Origin of the sequence: Actinoplanes sp. CA-051413 (genome assembly GCF_050955795.1) — a bacterium.
Lineage (GTDB): Bacteria > Actinomycetota > Actinomycetes > Mycobacteriales > Micromonosporaceae > Actinoplanes.
The window spans coordinates 3,904,689-3,923,741 of record NZ_CP192100.1 but is presented as its reverse complement, the minus strand read 5'-3'; the positions used below and the strand labels follow the sequence as shown (position 1 = coordinate 3,923,741).

Below are 19,053 nucleotides of genomic sequence, written 5' to 3'. Positions count from 1 at the left end.
GCTACTTCACCACCTCGTAGCCCGCTTCGTCGACGGCCGCGGTGACCGCCTCGTCGTCGGCAGGCTGATCGCTGGTGACCGTGACCGCGCCGGTGGCCAGGTCGACCCGCACGTCGGTGACGCCGGGGAGCCGGCCGACTTCGGCGCTGACCGCGCCGACGCAGTGCGAGCAGGTCATTCCGGTCACGGTGTAGGTCTTCGTCGTCATGTCAGTCATCGTACCCATACCCCCTAGAGGTATCAAGACAAGGTGTCTCATGCCATCCGATCGGCGGTAAGGCGCACCCGCCGCAGCAACTGCGCGTTGAGCGCCACAACGATGGTGGACGCCGACATGAGCACGGCGCCGACCGCCGGGCTGAGCGTGAACCCGGCCCAGGCCAGGACGCCCGCGGCGAGCGGGATCGCGATGACGTTGTACCCGGCGGCCCAGCCCAGGTTCTGCACCATCTTGCGGTAGGACGCCCGGGACAGCCGGATCACTCCGGTCACCCCGCGCGGGTCGGACGAGGCGAGCACCACGCCGGCCGACTCGATGGCCACGTCCGTACCGGCCCCGATGGCGATGCCGACGTCGGCGCGGGCCAGCGCGGGAGCGTCGTTGACGCCGTCGCCCACCATCGCCACGGTCAGCCCCCGGCCCTGCAACTCCGCGACCGCGCGGTCCTTGTCGGCCGGGAGCACCTCGGCGAAGACCTCGTCGATGCCGGGCCGGAACCCCAGGTCAGCCGCGACCGCCTCAGCCACCGGGCGGGCGTCCCCGGTTATCATCACGATCTTCCGTACGCCCTGCGCCCGCAGGTCGGCGATGGCCTCGCGCGCCTCAGGGCGAACCTCGTCCTCCAGTGCGAACGCGCCCAGCACCTGCGGACCCCCGTCCGCGGGCAACCGGAGAAGATGCAGGACCGCGGCGCCACGCCGCGACCACTCCTCAGCGGTACGGCGCAACCCGGCCGGCACCTCGGCGTTCAGCTCACGCAGCAGGGAAGGTCCACCAACGGCGTACGCGGTGTCGTCGACGACGGCTTGCACGCCGCGGCCGGTCAGCGACCGGAAGTCGCGGGCCGACGCGCGCAGTCCGCGCTGCCCGGCGACGGCGACGATCGCCCGGGCCAGCGGATGCTCACTGTCCGCCTCGACCGCTGCGGCCAGGCGCAACACGCCGTCGTCGGTCTCACCGTCCTCGACGGCGATGCCTGTGACGGTGTGGGCGCCCTTGGTCAACGTCCCGGTCTTGTCGAACAGCACGGCGTCGACAGTGCGCATCCGCTCCAGCGCCAGCCGGTCCTTAACCAGGATGCCCGCCTTGGCCGCCACGGCCGTGGACAACGCGATCACCAGCGGAATGGCCAGGCCGAGCGCGTGCGGGCACGCGATGACCAAGACCGTCACGGTACGGACCACAGCCCCGTCCACATCACCCAGCAGCCACCACACCACGAACGTGAGCGCCGCCGCGGCCGTAGCGATGTAGAACAGCATCGCGGCGAACCGGTCGGCGAGAACCTGCGCGCGGCCGTTGGAGGCCTGTGCCTGCGCGACGAGACGCCCGATGCCGGCCAGCGCGGTGTCCTCCCCGATCGCGTCGACCCGTACCCGAAGAGCGGAGTCCGTCGCGACCGTGCCGGCCACGACCCGATCGCCGACCGCCCGGGCCACCGGGCGGCTCTCCCCCGTGATCATGGACTCGTCGAGCTCGGCCGACCCCTCGACGATGCGACCGTCGGCGGGCACGCGGCCGCCGGAGCGCACCAGCACCGTGTCGCCCACCACCAGGTCGGCGACCGGCACCCGGTCGACGTCGCCGGCGGCGGTGATCCGCTCGGCGTCGTCGGGCAGCAGCGCGGCCAGGGCGGCGAGCGCGCCCTGGGCCTGGCCGATCGCCTTCATCTCCTGCCAGTGCCCCAGCAGCATGATGGTCACCAGGGCGGCCAGCTCCCACCAGAAGTCCAGGTCGAACGCCCCGAAGCTGGTGGCCAGCGACGCCGCGTAGGCGACGGTGATGGCCATCGAGATGAGCAGCATCATGCCGGGCGCCCGGTCCCGAACCTCGGCGACGGCGCCGGCCAGGAACGGCCACCCGCCGTAACCGAACACGAACGTGCCGACGACCGGGCCGACCAGGGAAATCCCGGGGAAGTCCAGGGAGTAGCCGAACCAGTCCATCACCATGGGGCTGGTGAGCACGATCGGCAGGGTGACGGCGAGACTCAGCCAGAACTTGCGCCGGAACATCTCGGGGTCGTGGCCGGCGTGCTTGTCATGACCCTGATGCCCGCCGTGGCCGGCTTGGTGGTCGTGACCGCCGTGGCCTTCGCCGTGGTTGCCGCCGTGGTGATGCTCGTGGACCGCCGTGGTCGGGCCTTGGGCCCGGCTCTCACTGTCTACAGGATTCATCGTGGCCACCTCCAGTAGTCAAGTTATACCCCCTGGGGGTATGAGGCAACGTCTGTCAGGTCACAGTGCGGGGCGACCCCAGCGCTCTGATTCATCGCGCGCGGGTGTCGACCTCACCGCGTCGCGGTCAGGCACCCCGTCGCAGCCGGTCGCCGCGTCGCGGTCAGGCGCCAGTGGAAGCGCGTCGGACCACGTGCCAGGCCTCGCGGAAGTCCGGTGCCGGTTCGCCGAGCGCCGCCGCGGCGCAGGCGGCCCCCTGTTCGCGCAACGACTGAGCCACGGTGGTCAGCCCGTGCTCCCGGGCGAGCACCGAGTCGTCCCAGCCGCTGATCCGTACCTGATCACCCGCCTCGCGCAGGGCCGCCAGCGCCATCGGGTCGTTCATCGCGGCGACGGCGTCGATGCCCGGCGCCGATGCGAGGAGCTTGCGCATGACCGCGCGGGCCTCGGCCTCGTCGTTGGTGCGGCACACCGCGACCGGCACCTGGGACCAGTCGATGCCGAGATCTTGGGCGGCGTCCCGGTAGCCGGCCAGCCGGTCCCGGGTGACCGGATACGCGACGCTGCCGGGGTCGAGACCCATGCGAACGAAGGTGTCCCGCTGCCGGTCGACCGGGAAGCTCAGCACAGCCGGGCGCCGGGCAGTCGCGAAGACCTCAGCCCCCACCGCGCGGGCCGCAGCGCGGTTGTCGATGCCCAAGGTCACAGCGCTGTCCAGCGCGGGTCCACTGTGGATGACAACCGGACGGCGGGTGCCCGTGGCGGCGGCGAGCACCGGGTCGTCGGCTGAGGTCGTCCAGATGACGTAAGCATCAACCGCAGCGGCCGCTACCCGGTCGCGGTCGTCGTCGCCCGTACCGGTGGGGACGATGAGCAGGCCGTACCCGCGCTCGGCGCAGACCTCGGCGATGCCGGCGAGGAAGAGGACCGCCTGCGGGTCGTCGAAGGCGTAGGTGAGGTGCTCACCGAGCACGACGCCGAGGGTGCGGGTGGCGCCGTACCGCAACGATCGGGCGCTGGGATCCGGCCCGGCGTAGCCGAGCGCCGTCGCGGTCTCGAGGACCTTGGCCCGGGTCTCGACCGAGACCCGCTGCGGGCGGTTGTAGGTGTAGGAGACGGTCATGGGCGACACGCCGGCCGCCCGGGCCACATCGGTCATCGTGACCCGGCGAGAGGCGGGCGGGCGCGGTTGCACCCGGCCATCGTAGCTGTGTAGCGTTACACAATGCAGCTCGCCACGTCGCACCGCCGCCTCACCACGGCCGCCTACCTCGCCTCGGGGATCTTCGGCGCGTTCTGGGGCACCTGGGGCTCGGCCGTGCCGCGCGTCCGCGACCAGGCCGGCCTCGACGACGCCCAGCTCGGCATCGCGCTGCTGTTCATCAGTGCCGGCGCCCTGCCCGCCATGCTGCTGACCGGCCGGGCGCTGGACCGCTGGGGTCTGCGCTGCGCCGCTCTGCTGGTGGTCGCCCTCGGCGTGGCAGGACTGGTCGCGGCCGTGGCGGCGAGCGGGCTGGTCAGCCTGTGTGCCGGCCTCGTTGGTGTAGGCATGGCCAGCGGCGCTGCCGACGTCGCGATGAACTCGATCGGCGGCCGTGCCGAGCAGCGGTCAGGCCGGCCGGTCATCACCCGGGCCGGGGCCGTGTTCTCCTCCGTGGTCGTCGTATCCAGTCTCGGCACCGGTGCCGCTTACACCCTCGGCGCGCCGACCTGGGTGCCGTTCGCGGTAGTCCTGCTGGCGTCCGTCGCGGCCGGTGCCGCCATCAACCGCGCCCTGCCCGCCGGCGACTCCGGGCCGATCCCTTTCGAGCCGACGCGGGGCGTCCGGATGCCGCTCGTGCCGCTGCTGCTCGTGGGTACGCTCGGCGCGCTCGCGTTCGCCGGCGAGAACGCCCATCAGAGCTGGGGTGCGGTCTTCCTGGAGGACGTTCTCACCACTGGGCCGGGGTTGAGCGCGCTCGCACCTGCGGTGTTCGCCGCCGTCGTGGCGGTCACCCGCTTCGCGGTCAGCGCGCTGAGCCCGGCCCACGCCCGCGCGGTCCTCGTCCTCGGATCCCTCGTGGCGGCGGCCGGTGCGACGGTGGTTGCTCGGGCCTCGTCCGTGCCGGTCGCTCTGGCCGGGCTCGTCCTCGCGGCCGCCGGGACCGCCGCCCTGTTCCCGACGCTGCTGAGCATCGTCTCCCGTAACGTCGTCGAGTCCTCACGCGGGCGAGCGACGTCGATCGTGACGGTGATTTCCTACCTCGGCTTCCTGCTGGGTCCGGTCTACGTCGGCCTATGGGCGTCGGCGGCCGGCCTACGCGGTGCAATGCTCGCGGTGGCGGCGCTCGGTGTCGTCCTGGCTGTGCTGACCTTGCCGCTGCTGGCTTTGAGCCGATACGCGGTGACGCCCCAACCCGCCGTGCGTCAGCACCATCCAATCCGCCGCACCTGATACTCAGCGGCACGACCAGAAAGCCGTCCATGCGCCTGCTCCCAGTGGCAACCCAGAGCCGACCACCTTCAGGCTCACCTCAGCATCAGCCGGCACACCCACCCCTGATCCCGGCGGTAGGAACAGAAAGCCAGCCACCCGCCAACTCTCAGCGCGTCCCGGCGGCCAGGAACATCGGGACAGCGAGCAGCAACCGGCCCGCAGCCGCACGCCGAGTCTGCTCACCGACCCACCCCTCAGCCTCCTCGTCGCTGATGGCACCGGTGTTGCAAGCCGCAGCCGCATGCCCGGCGAGCAGCGGCAGAGTTGAGGCGTCGGTGAACACCATGGTGTGCACCTCAAGCTCCACCTCCCGGAAACCCGCGTCCAGCAACAGATTGCGGTAAGCGCGAGCAACCCGAGGATGGCGGATCGTGTCCGCCCGGGCGTGCACGATCCGGCGGGTCAGAGCCCCCTGATCGGAGTCGATCACCATCGTGTCCCAGTCCTGGCCCAGCAGCACGATGCGACCGCCGGGGGCAAGGACCCGGCGGGCCTCGACTAGCGCGGCGGCCGGATCGGGCAGCACGTGGTAGACCTTGTCCGCCCGGTACCCCTGCGCCTCACCCGCACCCAGCGGCAGGTCAGCCGCGTCGGCGGCGCGCAGGTCGAGTTCCGGGAAGCGGTCGCGGGCCGCCGCCAGCATCGCGGGATCGAGGTCCACGCCGACGGCCCGGGCGCCGCGCCCGGCGAGTTCGGCCACCGCACGACCGGTGCCGCAGCCGACATCGACCACCGTCGCGCCTGTGGACAACCGCAGCAGCTCATAGCTGCGCGCGCGTAACGTGGCGGCGCCGGGCGCGTTCTCGGCGGCGTCGAGTGCTCGGATCAGAGTTTCGGCGTCCGTGTGGGCGCTGTGCGTCTCGGGCATGCGGCCGAGTGTGCGACTTCAGGTCGACCTGAAGTCAACCCGACCTGAAGTCAAACCGACCTGGAGTCCAGGAAGCGGGAGGGAATGGTCGATGGAGTATTCGATCGGCGAGCTGGCGGGCCGCTTCGGTTTGGCCACGCACGTGCTGCGCCATTGGGAGGACATGGGCCTGCTGACGCCGGCGCGGCGGGTCGCGGGCCGCCGGGTGTACGGCACCGCGCACGTGACCCGGGTCGCGGAGATCCTCCTCGGCAAGGACGCGGGCTTCAGCCTGGAGCAGCTCCGCGAGCTGTTCACCGCCCCGGACCGCAAGCAGCGGCGCGAGGTGTTGCGCAGTCAGCTGACCCAGGTGCTCGAGCGGATCGCCCGCCTCACGCTGTCGCAGACGATGCTGGAGCACGGCCTGCGGTGCCGGCACCAGGACTACCAGGCCTGCCCGCACTTCCAGGCGATGGTGCTCGCCCGGGTCGACGGGGTGGACCTGGCCGAGGCCCTGGACCACCCCTGACGTCCGACCCGGGCGGCACGATCGTCAGCTCAGGTGCCGGCCGAAAAACCGCAGCGCACTGTCCAGCTCGAACACCGGCACATCCCCGTGCCCGCCGGGATTGGCGTGCAGCGTCTTCTCCGCGGAAGCGAAGAGCTCGAACAGCGCCAGGCTCGCCGCCCGCGGCACCAGCTGGTCATCCCACTGCACCAGGAACTCCACCGGCACGGTGATCCGCGCGGCCGCCTCGGCCGATGTCTCCGCACCGTTCAGACCCAGCACCGCGGCCCGGACGCGCGGCTCGGCGGCGACGAACGGAACGCCCAGCCCGCACCCCAAGGACATCCCCCAGTACCCGACCGGGCCCGCACCGACATGGTCCAGGTTCTGCAGGGCGTCGAGGGCCGCCCGCCATTCCGGTACGGCCTGCCCGGCAAGCAGATTATGCAGCGCGGCGACCACCGGGGCGAGTTCTCCCCCGGCCTGCGCGCGGGTGCGCAGCTCGCCGATGATCCGGTCCTGTTCTGCACTCCGCGGCCGGTCACCGTGACCGGGCGCGTCGAGGGCCGCCACCGCGAAGCCACCCTCGGCGACGAAACGACGGGCCCGTCCCACGATGCCGGGAGCTTGCTTGTGCTGACCGCCGCCGTGTCCCATCAGGATCAGCGGACGGACCCCGGCGGCGTGCTCCGGCGTCCACAAGACGCCCGGGACGACCGCACCCGAGGTTGAGGTGAGGGTGAAGAGCTGTTCGGTGACGCCGTCCGACGACGTCCGCGAGGTGAAGCGCATGAAGTGTGAAGCCTTTCGGGATGCCTTTCGCGGGCACTCCCCAGACCTAGCGAGCGAGCTAGACCTTGCAAAGGAGGGAGCCCCGACCTGTCACAGCGTTGATCGGTCTCACCTCCTCAGGTCACATCAGCGGCGCTGAACGTATCACAGCGCCGGTGAGTGTACGTACATGTATGCGTATAGTTAGAGCATGCCGAACAAGACGATCTACGTGGCCGACGATGACCTGCCGCTCTACCAGCGTGCTCAGGAAATGGCCGGCGGCACCTTGTCGGCGACCATCACGGCGGCACTCCGGCGATTCGTCGAGGTTGAGGAGGGCCGCAAGCAGGGCTACGACGAGATCGTCGTCCGCGTCGGCCCCGGCCTCGGCCGCAAACAGCGCTTCTCCGGCGTGCTCCTGGCCCAGTGGGAACGATCCACCAACGAGCGCACCGAGACCTTCCGCATCTACCGGTCCCGCAGCGAGAAGTTCGTGGTCCACCTGGAACGCTCGGAGGCCTACACGAACGTCGGTCCGAACGCGGAGAAGTGGAACACCGGTTGGCGGGCCTGGATCGGTGACTGGAGCGCCGACCAGACCTTCACCCGAACGCCGGCCGAATCGAGCCTGCGTGTCGCCGGGTCGCTGGAGGAGTTGCGCGGGATGGTGCCGGACGAGCTCTACGACGTGGTCGCCGACCTGGTGGACCAGCCCACCATCGAGGACCTCGACATCTGAGCGTCAGCGGGCGGGTGCGCCGAACGCCGTGCGGTACTGCTCCGGGCTGACGCCGCGTACGGCCCGGAAGTGCCGCCGCAAGGTGTCCGGGCTGCCCAGCCCGCAGCGCCGCGCAACAGCGGCGATCGTCGCCCCGTCGCGTTCCAGCATCTGCTCGGCCAGCCGGACCCGTTGCGAGCGGACCCAGGCAGCTGGGCTGGAGCCGGTGGCGGCCGCGAAGTGCCGAGCGAAGGTTCGCGGTGACATCGCCGCCCGGGCAGCCAGCGCACCCACGGACAGGTCGGCGTCCGGGTGCGCGGCAGCCCAGTCCAACAGGTCGGCGAGGGTACGCGAGCCCGGCAGCTGCGGGGCGCTCACCGGCGTACGGGTGAACTGCGACTGCCCACCGCTGCGGTGCGCCGGCACGACCAGCTCGCGCGCGACCCGGTTGGCGACGTCGGCGCCGTGGTCGGCGCGGATCAGGTGCAGGCACAAGTCGATCGCGGCGGACGCGCCGGCGCTGGTCGCGATGGGCCCGTCGACCACGTAGATGCTGTCCGGGTCGACGGTTGTGCCGGGGTGACGGGCGGCGAGGTCGTCCGCGTACCCCCAGTGGGTGGTGGCTCGGCGCCCTTCGAGCAGGCCGGCCTCGCCGAGCACGAACGCTCCCGTGCAGACCGCGGCCAGCCGGGCGCCGCGGGCGGCGGCCCGGCGCAGCGCCGCGAGCAGCGCGGGCGTCGGTGGCGGGATCGGCGGGGCGGCGCCGGTGACGATGATCAGGTCGGCGGTGGCGAGCCGGCGCAGGGTGTGGGTCGGGGTTACCCGGAAGCCGGTGGAGGTGGGCATCGGCATGCGCTGCTCGGCGCAGACCGCATACCGGTACGACGGCAGCTCCGGGTCCAGCCGGCGCAAACCGAACAACTCACTGACGATGCCCAGCTCGAAGGCCGGCACCGGGGCGGCGACCACCACCGCGACGTCCGACAGCATCGTCCCATCTTGGCAGAAACTGCGGGATGCCTGGCAAGTCTGCCGTCCCGGATCGGGGCACGGTGAAGGTATGCCTCTTCTCGGACCACTCGCGATCGTGTACGTCGTCTGGGGCTCGACGTATCTGGCCCTGAAGGTCGCCGTCGAGCACCTGCCCCCGCTGACCCTCAGCGCGGTGCGTTTCCTGGTCGCCGGGCTGCTGCTCTACGCCTGGTGCGCGTGGCGGCGCCGACGGCGGCCGGATCGGGGCTGGCGCCGGCCGACCCGGGCGCAGTGGCGGGCCGGCCTGGTCCAGGGTCTGCTGCTGCCGGCCGCGGGCACCGGCGGGGCGACGTGGGCGGAGCAGGAGATCTCTTCCGGTACGGCGGCCCTGCTGCTCGCCACCATCCCGCTGTGGATGGTGCTGGGCACCCGGATCGTCGACCGGGAACGGATCAGCGCGCCGGTCGCCGTGGGCCTGGTCACCGGGATCGCCGGTGTGGGCATGCTGGTGAACCCGTTCTCCGGCTCCGCGCCCGACCCGCTGGCCGCGGCGGTGGCACTGGGCGGGGCGATGTGCTGGGGCCTCGGCTCGGTGTACGGCCGACACGCCCCGCACCCGGAGCAGCCGCTGCTGGCCAGCGCCGTGGAGATGATCTGTGCCGGCGCCGCCCTGGCCGTGCTCGGTGGCCTGGGCGGCGAGTTCGCCCGGATCGACCTGTCCGCGGACGTGACCGGCTCGCTGCTGGCGGTCGGCTACTTGATCGTGTTCGGCAGCCTGCTGGCCTACAGCGCGTACGAGTGGCTGCTGCGGCACGCTCCGGCCCGGGTCGCCGGCACCTACGCCTTCGTCAATCCGGTGGTGGCCGTGCTGCTCGGCTGGTGGCTGCTGGACGAGCCGCTGGGTGGTCGCACCGTCCTGGCCGGCCTGGTCATCGCCGGTGCGGTGGCGCTGATCGTGGTGCCCGGGAGACCCGCGGCCGGCTCCGGGCGTCCCGAATTGCGCAGGGATCGACGCGATCCTATATTCCGGCTACGGGAACGTGCGCCGATGGGAGAACGTCGATGTTCATCCGATCGATCCGGGCGGCAGTGAGTGCCGCCCTCCTGGTCGCGATGGCGGCCGGCTGTGGCGGGGTGGGCAGCTCCGGCAAAGATTCCGGCAACGCCACGGTGACCCTGACCATGATGGGGTTCGGCACCGGTGACGAGGTCGCGCAGACACGGTTCGACGCCGCCAACGCCGCGATCGCGCCCAGCAGCGCCAAGGCGTCCGAGGGCAGCTTCAGCGCCCAGCAGTTCCTGTCCGCGGTGGCCTCGGGCAGCCCGCCCGACCTGGTCTACCTGGAACGACGGCTGCTCGGCACCTACGCGGTGAAGAAGGCGATCCTGCCGCTGACCGACTGCGTCGAGCGCGAGAAGATCGACCTGGGACAGTTCCGCCCGGCCGCGGTCACCGAGGCCACCCTCGGCGGCACGCTGTACGGCCTGCCGGAGTTCTACAACAACCGGGTCCTGATGCTCAACGACACCGCCTTCGCCGAGGCCGGGCTCGACCCCGCGTCGTTCAGCACCGCCGACTGGCCGGCCCTGACCGCCGCCACCCGGAAACTCACCGCGATGCGCGGGGGCAAGCTCTCCCGGATCGGCTTCGACCCCAAGATCCCCGAGTTCCTCCCGCTGTGGGCCCGGGCCAACGGCGGCTCGCTGGTCAGCCAGGACGGCAGGACAGCGCAGCTGACCGATCCGAAGGTGGTCGAGGCGCTCACCTTCACCGTCTCCCTGATCAACGCGCAGGGCGGCTGGGCGAAGTTCAAGTCCTTCCGCGACTCGTTCGACTTCTTCGGCGCCAAGAACCAGTTCGCCACGAACCAGCTGGGCGCGTTCCCGATGGAGGACTTCTACCTCAGCGTGCTGGGCGAGAGCTCCCCCGACGTGAAGCTGACCGTCGCGCCGTTCCGCGGGGTCGACGGGCAGCCGGTCGACTGGATCACCGGCAACGCCTGGGCCATCCCGGCCAAGAGCGCGCATCCCACCCAGGCCTGCAAGTGGATCAAGAAGATGACCGAGGCCGGCTCCTGGATCGCGGCCGCCAAGGCCCGGGCGGCGGCCCGCCAGGCCAAGGGCGCGCCGTTCACCGGCCTGTTCACCGGCAACGTCAAGGCCGACGAGGTGATCTTCAAGGACGTCGTGCAGCCGACCGGCCACGCCGGATTCGACGCTGCCGTGCAGACCGTCCTGCAGACTCAGCAGGCCGGCTTCTCGGAGCCGGCTCTCGCCGCCGGCGAGGAGTTCAAGGCGGCCTGGCAGGACGCGGTCAACCGGGTGCTCGCCGGCAAGCAGCAGCCGGCCGAGGCGCTGGCCCAGGCCCAGCAACAGGCCCAGGCGGCTCTGGACAAAGCCAACAGCGGCTCCTGAGATGATCGCGCGCCGCCGCGAGACCTGGGCCGCGTACGGCTTCCTCTCCCCCTGGATCGTCGGCTTCCTGGTGTTCCTGGCCGGGCCGATGGTCGCCAGCCTGGTGCTGTCCTTCACCGACTACGACGTGCTGACCAGCACGGACCTCGTCGGCGGGGAGAACTACCGGATGCTGCTGGCCGATCCCAAGGTCCGCACCAGCCTGGCCAACACGATGTTCTACACCGTGCTGCACGTGCCGTTGACCATGGCCGTGGCCCTGGGGCTGGCCATGCTGCTGGCCCGGGCCGGACGCCGGTCGGCGGGCTTCTTCCGGACCATCTTCTACCTGCCGACGATCACCCCGAAGGTGGCCGTGGGCGTGCTGTTCCTGCTGCTGTTCAACGGCCAGGTCGGCCTGATCAACGAGGTGCTCGGCTGGGTCGGCATCACCGGGCCGGACTGGACTGCGGACGGGTCGTGGATCAAGCCCGGCATCGTGCTGATGAGCGCCTGGAGCCTGGGCAGCACGGTGATCATCTATCTGGCCGCGTTGCAGAACGTGCCGCGCGATCTCTACGAGGCGGCCGAGATGGACGGTGCGTCACCGTGGGCCCGTTTCCGGGCGGTGACCGTGCCGATGATCAGCGGCGCGCTGTTCTTCACGCTGATCATCAACACGATCAGCTCGCTGCAGACCTTCGACGAGGTCTACACCGCGTTCTTCGGCAGCGCCAACCAGCAGACGTACGGCAACGACGCGGCCCTGTTCTACGTCATCTACCTGTTCCAGCAGGCGTTCCAGTTCCTGCACATGGGCTACGCGTCGGCACTGGCCTGGCTGCTGTTCCTGATCATCGTGCTGATCACGCTGGTCCAGGTCCGGCTCAGCCGGCGCTTCGTCTACTACGAGAGCGAGTGAGGCGATGACCGCGCTGCAGGAGCCGCAGGCCCTGGCCCCCGTCGAGACCGGCCCGTCCCGGCAGTCCGGACGCCGGCAGCGGCACCGGTGGGTGCTGTGGACAGCCCTCTCGGCCGCCGCTGTGATCTTCGTGTACCCGTTCGTCTGGCTGGTCAGTGCGTCACTCAAGCCGCGGCCGGAGGTCTTCGACAACGCACTCGTGCCGCGGCACTGGGCGCCGGAGAACTACGCCACCATCTGGTCGGCCGCGCCGGTGTTCACCTGGCTGGTCAACAGCGTCGTGGTCGCCCTGGCCGCGGCCGCCGCGGTGACCGTGTCGAGCGCGATCGTGGCGTTCGGCTTCGCGTACTTCCGCTTCCCCGGGCGCAACGTGCTGTTCGCCTCGGTGATCGGCACGATGATGCTGCCCGGCGCGGTCACGATGATCCCGACCTACCTCATCTGGAACGAGCTGGGCCTGGCCGCCACGCAGGTGCCGCTGTGGGCGACCAACCTGTTCGGCAGCGCGTTCTACATCTTCCTGATCCGGCAGTTCTTCCTCGGCGTGCCCCGGGAGCTGTTCGAGGCGGCCCGGGTGGACGGCGCCGGCTACTGGCGGCTGTTCTGGCGGATCGCGGTGCCGCTGTGCAAACCGGCGCTCATCGTCTCGTTCGTCTTCGAGCTGCGGGCGAGCTGGTCGGACCTGCTCAAGCCGCTCATCTACCTGCGTGACCCGGCACTGTTCACGATGCCCCGCGGGATGAAGTCGATCCTCGACCAGTTCGGCCAGGCCGGCGAGGCGCAGTGGGAGGTCGTCCTGGCCGGTGCGGTGCTCACCACCGTACCGATGATCATCGCCTTCTTCCTGTGCCAGCGGTACTTTGTCGAGGGCGTGGCCACTCAAGGCCGCAAAGGGTGAGACGGTCGGGCGCAGAGGGGCGGGCCGGTATGCGTGAGGTCGATGTCGCCGTCATCGGGGCCGGCCCCACCGGGCTGTTCGCCGCGTACTACGCGGGCTTCCGCGGCCTGACCGTGGCGGTGGTCGACACGCTGCCGGAACCGGGCGGGCAGATCACCGCACTGTATCCGGAGAAGGACATCTTCGATGTCGCCGGCCTGCCGTCGATCAAGGGCCGCGACCTGGTCACCAACCTGGTCGCCCAGGCGGCGCCGTTCGCGCCGCACTACCTTCTCGGGGTACGCGCGGAGAAGCTCTCCTACCGCGACGGGCTGCCGGTGTTGCACCTGGCCGACGGCAGCGACCTGGGCTGTGGCGCGGTCATCGTGACCGGTGGCCTGGGCAGCTTCACTCCGCGCCCGCTGCCGGCCGCCCAGGGCTTTCCCGGCGCCGGGATCGTCTACTTCGTGCCGCGGCCGGCCGACCTGGCCGGGCACGACGTGCTCATCGTCGGTGGTGGCGACTCGGCCTTCGACTGGGCGCTCGCGCTGCACGCCGTGGCCCGCTCGGTCACCCTGGTGCACCGGCGCGACCGGTTCCGGGCGCACGCCGCCACGGTCGCCCGGGTCCAGGAGCTGCCCGTGACCATCCTGGTGAACGCCCAGGTCACTGCCCTGCACGGGGGCGCGACGGTGACGCACGCGGACGTGGCGGTCGACCGCGCCGGGACGAGCCGCGTACCGGTGGACACCGTGGTCGCCGCCCTGGGCTTCACCGCCGACCTCGGCCCGCTCGCGGAGTGGGGGATGCAGCTGGACCGCCGGCACATCGTGGTGAGCAGCACGATGGCCACCAACCTGCCGCGGGTGTTCGCCGCGGGCGACATCGTGGACTATCCGGGCAAGGTCCGGCTGATCGCCACCGGCTTCGGCGAGGCGGCCACCGCCGTCAACAACGCGGCCGTGGCCATCGATCCGGCCGCCCACCTGTTCCCCGGTCATTCCTCTGAGGCCGGCTGACACCGGGCCGGGCCACCACAACTTCTGGCAATCGCTTGCCAAGGCTCGGCGCGGGCACATGGAATGGGTGGCGGGACCGGACGTCCCGTCGAGGGAAGGACACTCCATGATCGGTGCGGCCGCCGTCACCGACCGGCTCGCCGGGATCGGCCGGCTGGGCGTCGCATTCTCCGGCGGCGTGGACTCCTCCGTCCTGCTCGCCCTGGCGGTCCGGGCGCTGGGCCGTGACCGGGTCGTCGCGATCCTGGGCGTCTCCCCCAGCCTGGCCGCCGACGAACGTGCGGCCGCGCACCGGGTCGCCGACCACATCGGGGTCACCGTCGTCGAGGTGCTCACCCACGAGGGCGACCGGGAGGCGTACCGGGCCAACGGGCCGGACCGCTGCTTCCACTGCAAGGACGAGCTGTTCACGGTGATCGCGGACGAGGTCGTGGCCGCGCACCGGCTGGACGCTGTCGCGTACGGGGAGAACGCCGACGACGCCCGCCGGCCGGACCGGCCGGGTGCCCGCGCCGCGGTCGAGCACCGGGTGCTGCGGCCACTCGCGGACGCCGGGCTCGACAAGGCGGCGGTGCGCGGCATCGCCCGCGAGCTGGAGCTGCCGTGCGCGGACAAACCGGCCGCGCCCTGCCTCGCCTCCCGGATTCCGCACTTCGCCGAGGTCGTGCCCCGCAAGCTGCGCCAGATCGACCAGGCCGAGGCGGCGCTGCGCCGGCTGGGCTTCGCCGACCTGCGGGTACGCCACCACGGCGACATCGCCCGCGTCGAGCTGCCGTCCGAGGACCTACCGCGCGCCGTCACCGACCCGCTGCGCACGGCGATCCGTGACGCCGTCTTGGCGGCCGGTTTCCGCTTTGTCACCGTGGACCTGACCGGCGTGCAGTCCGGCGCCTTCACCCTGCCCCTCGTCCGGGCCGGCGATGTCTGACGAGCTGTCCGGCTTCGCGCGGCTGGATCTGGAACGCACTGCCCGCCGCGGCTATCCGGAAGCGGTCTACTGCGAGGGCAAGACGCCGGAGCAGGTCGCCGGCATCGCCGCCGCCGTACGCGCCCGCCCCGACGTGGTCACCCTGTTCACCCGGGCCGGCCCGGAGCACGCCAAGGCGATCCTGCACGAGCTGCCCGACGCCCGGCACGACACCGAGGCGGCCCTGCTCGCCTGGCCGCCCGTGCCGCCGGAGAGCACCGGCGGGCTCATAGCCGTGGTCGCGGCCGGCACCTCGGACCTGCGGGTGGCCCGGGAGGCGATGCAGACGGCGCGCTACCTGGGGCGCCGTACCGAACTGGTGGTCGACGTGGGCGTGGCCGGCCTGCATCGGGTGCTGGGCCAGCTCGACCTGCTGCGCCGGGCCCGGGTCGTCGTCGTGGTCGCCGGGATGGACGGGGCCCTGCCCAGCGTGGTCGCCGGCCTGGTCGCCGCCCCGGTGGTCGCCGTGCCGACCTCGGTGGGCTACGGCGCCGCCTTCGGCGGGCTGGCCCCGCTGCTCACCATGCTCAACTCCTGCGCGCCCGGCGTCGCGGTGGTCAACATCGACAACGGGTACGGCGCCGGCCACCTCGCCGCCCAGATCGCTGCCCCGGCGGACGACGCGTGAGCGCCGGTCGGCATGCCTGGATCGACGCGTCGGCGGGCGTGGCCGGCGACATGCTGCTCGGCGCCCTCGTCGACGCGGGAGCCGAGCTCGCCTCGGTCCAGCGGGCGGTCGACGCGGTGCTTCCCGGCTCGATCCAGCTCACGGCGACGACGGTGACCCGGGCCGGGCTGCGGGCGCTCAAGGTCGACGCGCAGCCACTCGTGGCCGACCCGCCGCACCGCACCTGGCACGGCATCCGCGAGCTGCTCGCCCAGGCCGACCTGGACGGCCGGGTTCACGACCGGGCCGGCGCGGTGTTCGCCCGGCTCGCCGACGCGGAGGCGCGGGTGCACGGCATACCGGTCGACGACGTGCACTTCCACGAGGTCGGCGCGCTGGACTCCATCGCGGACGTGGTCGGTGTCTGCGCCGCCCTGGAAGAGCTGGACGTCGCCACCGTGTCCGCGGGTGAGGTCGCGGTGGGCTCCGGGCGGGTCCGGTCCGGCCACGGCGACCTGCCCGTACCCGTGCCGGCCGTCGCCGAGCTGGCCCGCGGCTGGCGGGTCCGCGCCGGTGGCACCGGCGAGCTGGCCACCCCGACGGGGATGGCGGCGATCCGGGCGCTCGCGACCTCCTGCGAGGACCTGCCGGCCATGGCGGTCGAGGAGGTCGGGTCCGGCGCCGGGGGCCGGGACAACCCGGGACGTGCGAACGTGGTCCGGGTCCTGGTGGGCGTGCTGACGGCCGCGGAGCCCGCCGAGCCGATGATGATGTTGGAGACCAACGTCGACGACCTCGACCCGCGGCTGTGGCCGGGAGTGCTGGCCGGGCTGCTGGCCGACGGGGCCGCCGATGCGTGGCTCGTACCCATCGTCATGAAGAAGGGCCGTCCCGCGCACACGTTGAGCGTGCTGTGCCGGCCGCAACGCGCCGGTGTGCTGCGCGAACGGATGCTCCGCGACACGAGCACGCTGGGTGTCCGCGAACAGCTGCTGCACCGGTACGCCGTTCCGCGGACCTTCGTGGACATCGAGCTGGACGGCGGCACGATCGCGGTCAAAGTGGCGCACCGGGACGGCGTCATCACGCAGGTCATGCCCGAGTTCGACGACGTCGCCGCGGCTGCCCGCCGGCTGGAGCGTCCCGAGCGCCTGGTGCTGCAGCAGGCCACCGCCGCAGCAACCGCGGCCGGGCTGGTCGTGGGGGCCGCATACCACGACAGCCGTGAATACCGGGCCGGCGTCTTTTGACCGGACCCGGCCTACGATGAGCGACATGGGGCGACGACCGACGATCTACGACGTCGCGCGGGAAGCCGGCGTGGCCGCCTCCACCGTGTCCCGGGCCTACTCGCGGCCGGGCCGGGTGCACGCCGAGACCGCCCAGAAGATCTTCCAGGCGGCGGAACGCCTCGGCTACCGGTCCGGGCCGCTCAACGGCCAGCAGCCCGGCGGCCGGCCCACGCACCGCTCGATCGGGCTGGTCATCGCCGACGTCACCAACCCGTTCTACGGCGAGATCATCAAAGGCGGGTACGAGGCCGCGCGCGAAGCCGGCTACCAGCTGGTCCTGCTGCACACCAACGAGTCGCCGGAGGTCGAGCGGCAGACCATCGAGCGGGAGATGGAGCAGGTCGACGGCATCGTCATCGCCAGCTCCCGGATGAGCGACTCGGCGCTGCGGATGATGGCCAAGCAGAAGCCGGTGGTGCTGCTCAACCGGATCATCCCCGAGGCCAGCTGCGTGGTGAACGACAACGAGCGCGGGATCCGGCAGGCGGCGGAACACCTCTGCGCGCTCGGCCACGACTCCGTGCTGTACGTGGCCGGCCCGGAGATCAGCTGGGCCGACGGGGTGCGCTGGCGGGCCTTGCGGGAGGTGGCGGCTCAGCTGCCGCTCGACGTACGGCGCATCGGCCCGAACGAGCCCACCGTGCTGGCCGGGCTGAGTGCCGCGCGGCGGGTGGCCGAGCTGGGCGCGACGGCCGTGCTCGCGTACAACGACATGCTGGCCATCGGGATCATGAACGGGCTGCACAAGCTGGGCGTCACCGTCCCGCACGACGTCAGCGTGGTCGGCTTCGACAACATCGTCTACGACGAGCTGGTCAATCCGCAGCTGACCACGATCGCCTCCCCGCTGTACCGGATGGGCCTCACCGGGGTGCGCAACTGCATCGCGGTGTGGCACGGCACCCGGCCCAGCGGCACACCCCTGGTGCTCCCGGTCCGCCTGGTCGTACGCCAGTCGACAACTCAGCGCAGGCGGAAGAGCACCTCCCCGGCCCGCGGCACGACCAGCGTGTCCGGGTCGGCCGTGAAGTCGGCGACGTCGATCGTGGCCGGGTCGCGGTAGCCCAGGTTCAGCGCGCGGCAGACCTCTTCCGGGATGCCGGTCGCCAGCGTCACGTCGACCCGCAGCCGCTCCTCGCCGGTCGCCGGGTCGTACGTGCCGGCCCCGCGCAGGTGCGTGGAGTGCGCGAGCACGCCCCAGTGGATGTGCTTGAAGGCGTCCCACTGCTGCACGAAGTAGTCGCGGCAGTGGTAGCCGATCTCGTGGATCTCCGGGTGGCTGGTGGCGATCTCGCGGATGTGCGGGGCGTACAGGATGACCTCGCCGCCGTCGGCCACCACCGGCTCGACCTTGTAGAAGCCCTTGGCGCCGGTCCAGATCTCGCCGTACATGGCCGGGACCAGCGACAGCACCCGGCGGACCGGCGCGTCGAGGTAGGTCACGTGGGTCGCGGCGCTGATCTCCGCGGCGCTCTCCCAGGACGAGATGCAGTCGCCGAAGGAGACCGAGTGCAAGGCGGTGCTGCGGTCGCTGTCCGCCGGGATGCCGTCGTCCTCCTCCGGCGTCTCGGCGGTCACCACGCACAGCGCGTACGTGCGTGCGGGGATCAGGGCGGCGCCGTCGTTGATCAGCGCCCGTACCGGCGTGACCTCGGTCGTACCGATGATCTCGGCCGAGGTGATCAGCGCGCCCAGCCAGTGCGACACGTCGATGATCTTCTGACCGGCGACGCCGGGGAAGAAGTACTTGTTGCCGCCGGACATGCCCACCACCTCGTGCGGCAGCACCGGCCCGACCACCAGGGCGATGTCGTGGTCGACCACCGCCCGGTTGAGCAGCACCTCCACGTCGCCGCTCATCCGGCCCTCGGAGAGCTCCTCGATCCGCGCGGACGGGATGGTGCCGAGGTCGGCGAAGGTCTGCGGCTTCCACCACTCGTGGTTGCGCACGGTCGTGCCCGGATAGACCTCGGCCAGGTCCCGCCCGCGGTATCCGAGGTGCTCGGCCAGCGCGTCGTCGCTCATCGCCCCGTGCGTGCCCAGCGCGATCAGCACGGTGAGCCGGGAGGCGCGCCCGTGCAGGGCCCGGTGCACCGCGCTGACCAGCAGCGGCAGCGGGCAGTTGCGGGTCGCGTCGGGGACCAGCACGCAGACGCTGAGCCCGTCGGCGTCGATGCCGGCCAGCTGCTCGGCGATGAAGTCGGTGACCTCGCGGGCGCCGAGGACGCGGTCCGCGCCACCGATCCGGGCGGCGCGCTGCCTGGTTCCGGTCAGGGAAGTCAT

At 71.7% G+C, this 19,053-nt stretch carries 19 protein-coding genes; 12 read left to right on the top strand and 7 right to left on the bottom strand.

Going from position 1 to position 19,053, the window contains the following annotated elements; translation table 11 throughout:
- Position 1: 1 nt before the first annotated feature.
- From ACQP2Y_RS18295 to ACQP2Y_RS18285, 3 genes are all read right to left on the bottom strand, one after another.
- Positions 2–208, bottom strand: a complete 207-nt coding sequence (locus ACQP2Y_RS18295) for a heavy-metal-associated domain-containing protein (protein WP_433729763.1) — start codon at positions 206–208, stop codon at positions 2–4.
- A 47-nt stretch (positions 209–255) separates the two neighbouring features.
- Positions 256–2,397 (bottom strand): heavy metal translocating P-type ATPase, encoded by a 2,142-nt coding sequence (locus ACQP2Y_RS18290; RefSeq protein ID WP_433729761.1) that lies wholly within the window; start codon positions 2,395–2,397, stop codon positions 256–258.
- Positions 2,398–2,560: 163 nt separating this feature from the next.
- Complete coding sequence (locus ACQP2Y_RS18285) at positions 2,561–3,592, bottom strand: LacI family DNA-binding transcriptional regulator (protein ID WP_433729759.1); 1,032 nt, start codon at positions 3,590–3,592, stop codon at positions 2,561–2,563.
- 30 nt (positions 3,593–3,622) lie between these two features.
- Between ACQP2Y_RS18285 and ACQP2Y_RS18280 the strand changes: the two genes are divergently transcribed.
- Positions 3,623–4,831: an MFS transporter gene (locus tag ACQP2Y_RS18280; protein WP_433729757.1), complete on the top strand. Its 1,209-nt coding sequence runs from the start codon at positions 3,623–3,625 to the stop codon at positions 4,829–4,831.
- A gap of 148 nt (positions 4,832–4,979) precedes the next feature.
- On the opposite strand, the gene ACQP2Y_RS18275 is transcribed toward ACQP2Y_RS18280, so the two are convergent.
- Positions 4,980–5,741, bottom strand: coding sequence for a methyltransferase domain-containing protein (locus tag ACQP2Y_RS18275; protein WP_433729755.1), 762 nt, complete (start codon positions 5,739–5,741; stop codon positions 4,980–4,982).
- 91 nt (positions 5,742–5,832) lie between these two features.
- Here ACQP2Y_RS18275 and ACQP2Y_RS18270 point away from each other — a divergent pair, with 91 nt between their 5' ends.
- A complete protein-coding gene (locus ACQP2Y_RS18270) occupies positions 5,833–6,249 on the top strand; it encodes a MerR family transcriptional regulator (protein WP_433729753.1) in 417 nt (138 codons plus the stop codon).
- Between the two features lie 24 nt (positions 6,250–6,273).
- Here the strand turns inward: ACQP2Y_RS18270 and ACQP2Y_RS18265 are convergent, their stop codons facing one another.
- On the bottom strand, positions 6,274–7,020 hold the full coding sequence (locus ACQP2Y_RS18265) for an alpha/beta hydrolase (protein ID WP_433729751.1): 747 nt from the start codon (positions 7,018–7,020) through the stop codon (positions 6,274–6,276).
- Between the two features lie 190 nt (positions 7,021–7,210).
- Between ACQP2Y_RS18265 and ACQP2Y_RS18260 the strand changes: the two genes are divergently transcribed.
- Positions 7,211–7,741, top strand: coding sequence for an EXLDI protein (locus ACQP2Y_RS18260; protein ID WP_433729749.1), 531 nt, complete (start codon positions 7,211–7,213; stop codon positions 7,739–7,741).
- Between the two features lie 3 nt (positions 7,742–7,744).
- Here ACQP2Y_RS18260 and ACQP2Y_RS18255 read toward each other — a convergent pair whose 3' ends face one another.
- On the bottom strand, positions 7,745–8,710 hold the full coding sequence (locus ACQP2Y_RS18255) for a GlxA family transcriptional regulator (RefSeq protein WP_433729747.1): 966 nt from the start codon (positions 8,708–8,710) through the stop codon (positions 7,745–7,747).
- Between the two features lie 70 nt (positions 8,711–8,780).
- Here ACQP2Y_RS18255 and ACQP2Y_RS18250 point away from each other — a divergent pair, with 70 nt between their 5' ends.
- The 9 genes from ACQP2Y_RS18250 to ACQP2Y_RS18210 all read left to right on the top strand — a co-directional run bounded on the left by ACQP2Y_RS18250 (position 8,781) and on the right by ACQP2Y_RS18210 (position 17,833).
- Positions 8,781–9,785 carry an EamA family transporter gene (locus tag ACQP2Y_RS18250; RefSeq protein ID WP_433729745.1) on the top strand — a complete coding sequence of 335 codons (1,005 nt, stop codon included), beginning with the start codon at positions 8,781–8,783 and terminating at the stop codon, positions 9,783–9,785.
- Positions 9,755–11,107: an ABC transporter substrate-binding protein gene (locus tag ACQP2Y_RS18245; protein WP_433729743.1), complete on the top strand. Its 1,353-nt coding sequence runs from the start codon at positions 9,755–9,757 to the stop codon at positions 11,105–11,107. Before ACQP2Y_RS18250 ends, ACQP2Y_RS18245 begins: the two co-directional genes overlap by 31 nt.
- Before the next feature lies 1 nt (position 11,108).
- A complete protein-coding gene (locus ACQP2Y_RS18240; protein WP_433729741.1) occupies positions 11,109–12,008 on the top strand; it encodes a carbohydrate ABC transporter permease in 900 nt (299 codons plus the stop codon).
- 4 nt (positions 12,009–12,012) lie between these two features.
- The gene (locus ACQP2Y_RS18235; protein WP_433729739.1) at positions 12,013–12,906 is read left to right on the top strand and encodes a carbohydrate ABC transporter permease; all 894 of its coding nucleotides are present in this window, start codon (positions 12,013–12,015) and stop codon (positions 12,904–12,906) included.
- A 29-nt stretch (positions 12,907–12,935) separates the two neighbouring features.
- Positions 12,936–13,904, top strand: coding sequence for an NAD(P)/FAD-dependent oxidoreductase (locus ACQP2Y_RS18230; protein ID WP_433729737.1), 969 nt, complete (start codon positions 12,936–12,938; stop codon positions 13,902–13,904).
- A 106-nt stretch (positions 13,905–14,010) separates the two neighbouring features.
- Positions 14,011–14,832 carry an ATP-dependent sacrificial sulfur transferase LarE gene (gene larE, locus ACQP2Y_RS18225; RefSeq protein ID WP_433729735.1) on the top strand — a complete coding sequence of 274 codons (822 nt, stop codon included), beginning with the start codon at positions 14,011–14,013 and terminating at the stop codon, positions 14,830–14,832.
- The gene (gene larB, locus ACQP2Y_RS18220; RefSeq protein WP_433729733.1) at positions 14,825–15,499 is read left to right on the top strand and encodes a nickel pincer cofactor biosynthesis protein LarB; all 675 of its coding nucleotides are present in this window, start codon (positions 14,825–14,827) and stop codon (positions 15,497–15,499) included. The genes larE and larB overlap by 8 nt, the downstream gene beginning before the upstream one ends.
- A complete protein-coding gene (larC, locus tag ACQP2Y_RS18215) occupies positions 15,496–16,728 on the top strand; it encodes a nickel pincer cofactor biosynthesis protein LarC (RefSeq protein WP_433729731.1) in 1,233 nt (410 codons plus the stop codon). Before larB ends, larC begins: the two co-directional genes overlap by 4 nt.
- A gap of 25 nt (positions 16,729–16,753) precedes the next feature.
- Complete coding sequence (locus ACQP2Y_RS18210) at positions 16,754–17,833, top strand: LacI family DNA-binding transcriptional regulator (protein ID WP_433729729.1); 1,080 nt, start codon at positions 16,754–16,756, stop codon at positions 17,831–17,833.
- Here ACQP2Y_RS18210 and ACQP2Y_RS18205 read toward each other — a convergent pair.
- Positions 17,734–19,053, bottom strand: coding sequence for a lactate racemase domain-containing protein (locus ACQP2Y_RS18205; RefSeq protein WP_433729727.1), 1,320 nt, complete (start codon positions 19,051–19,053; stop codon positions 17,734–17,736). The genes ACQP2Y_RS18210 and ACQP2Y_RS18205 overlap by 100 nt on opposite strands.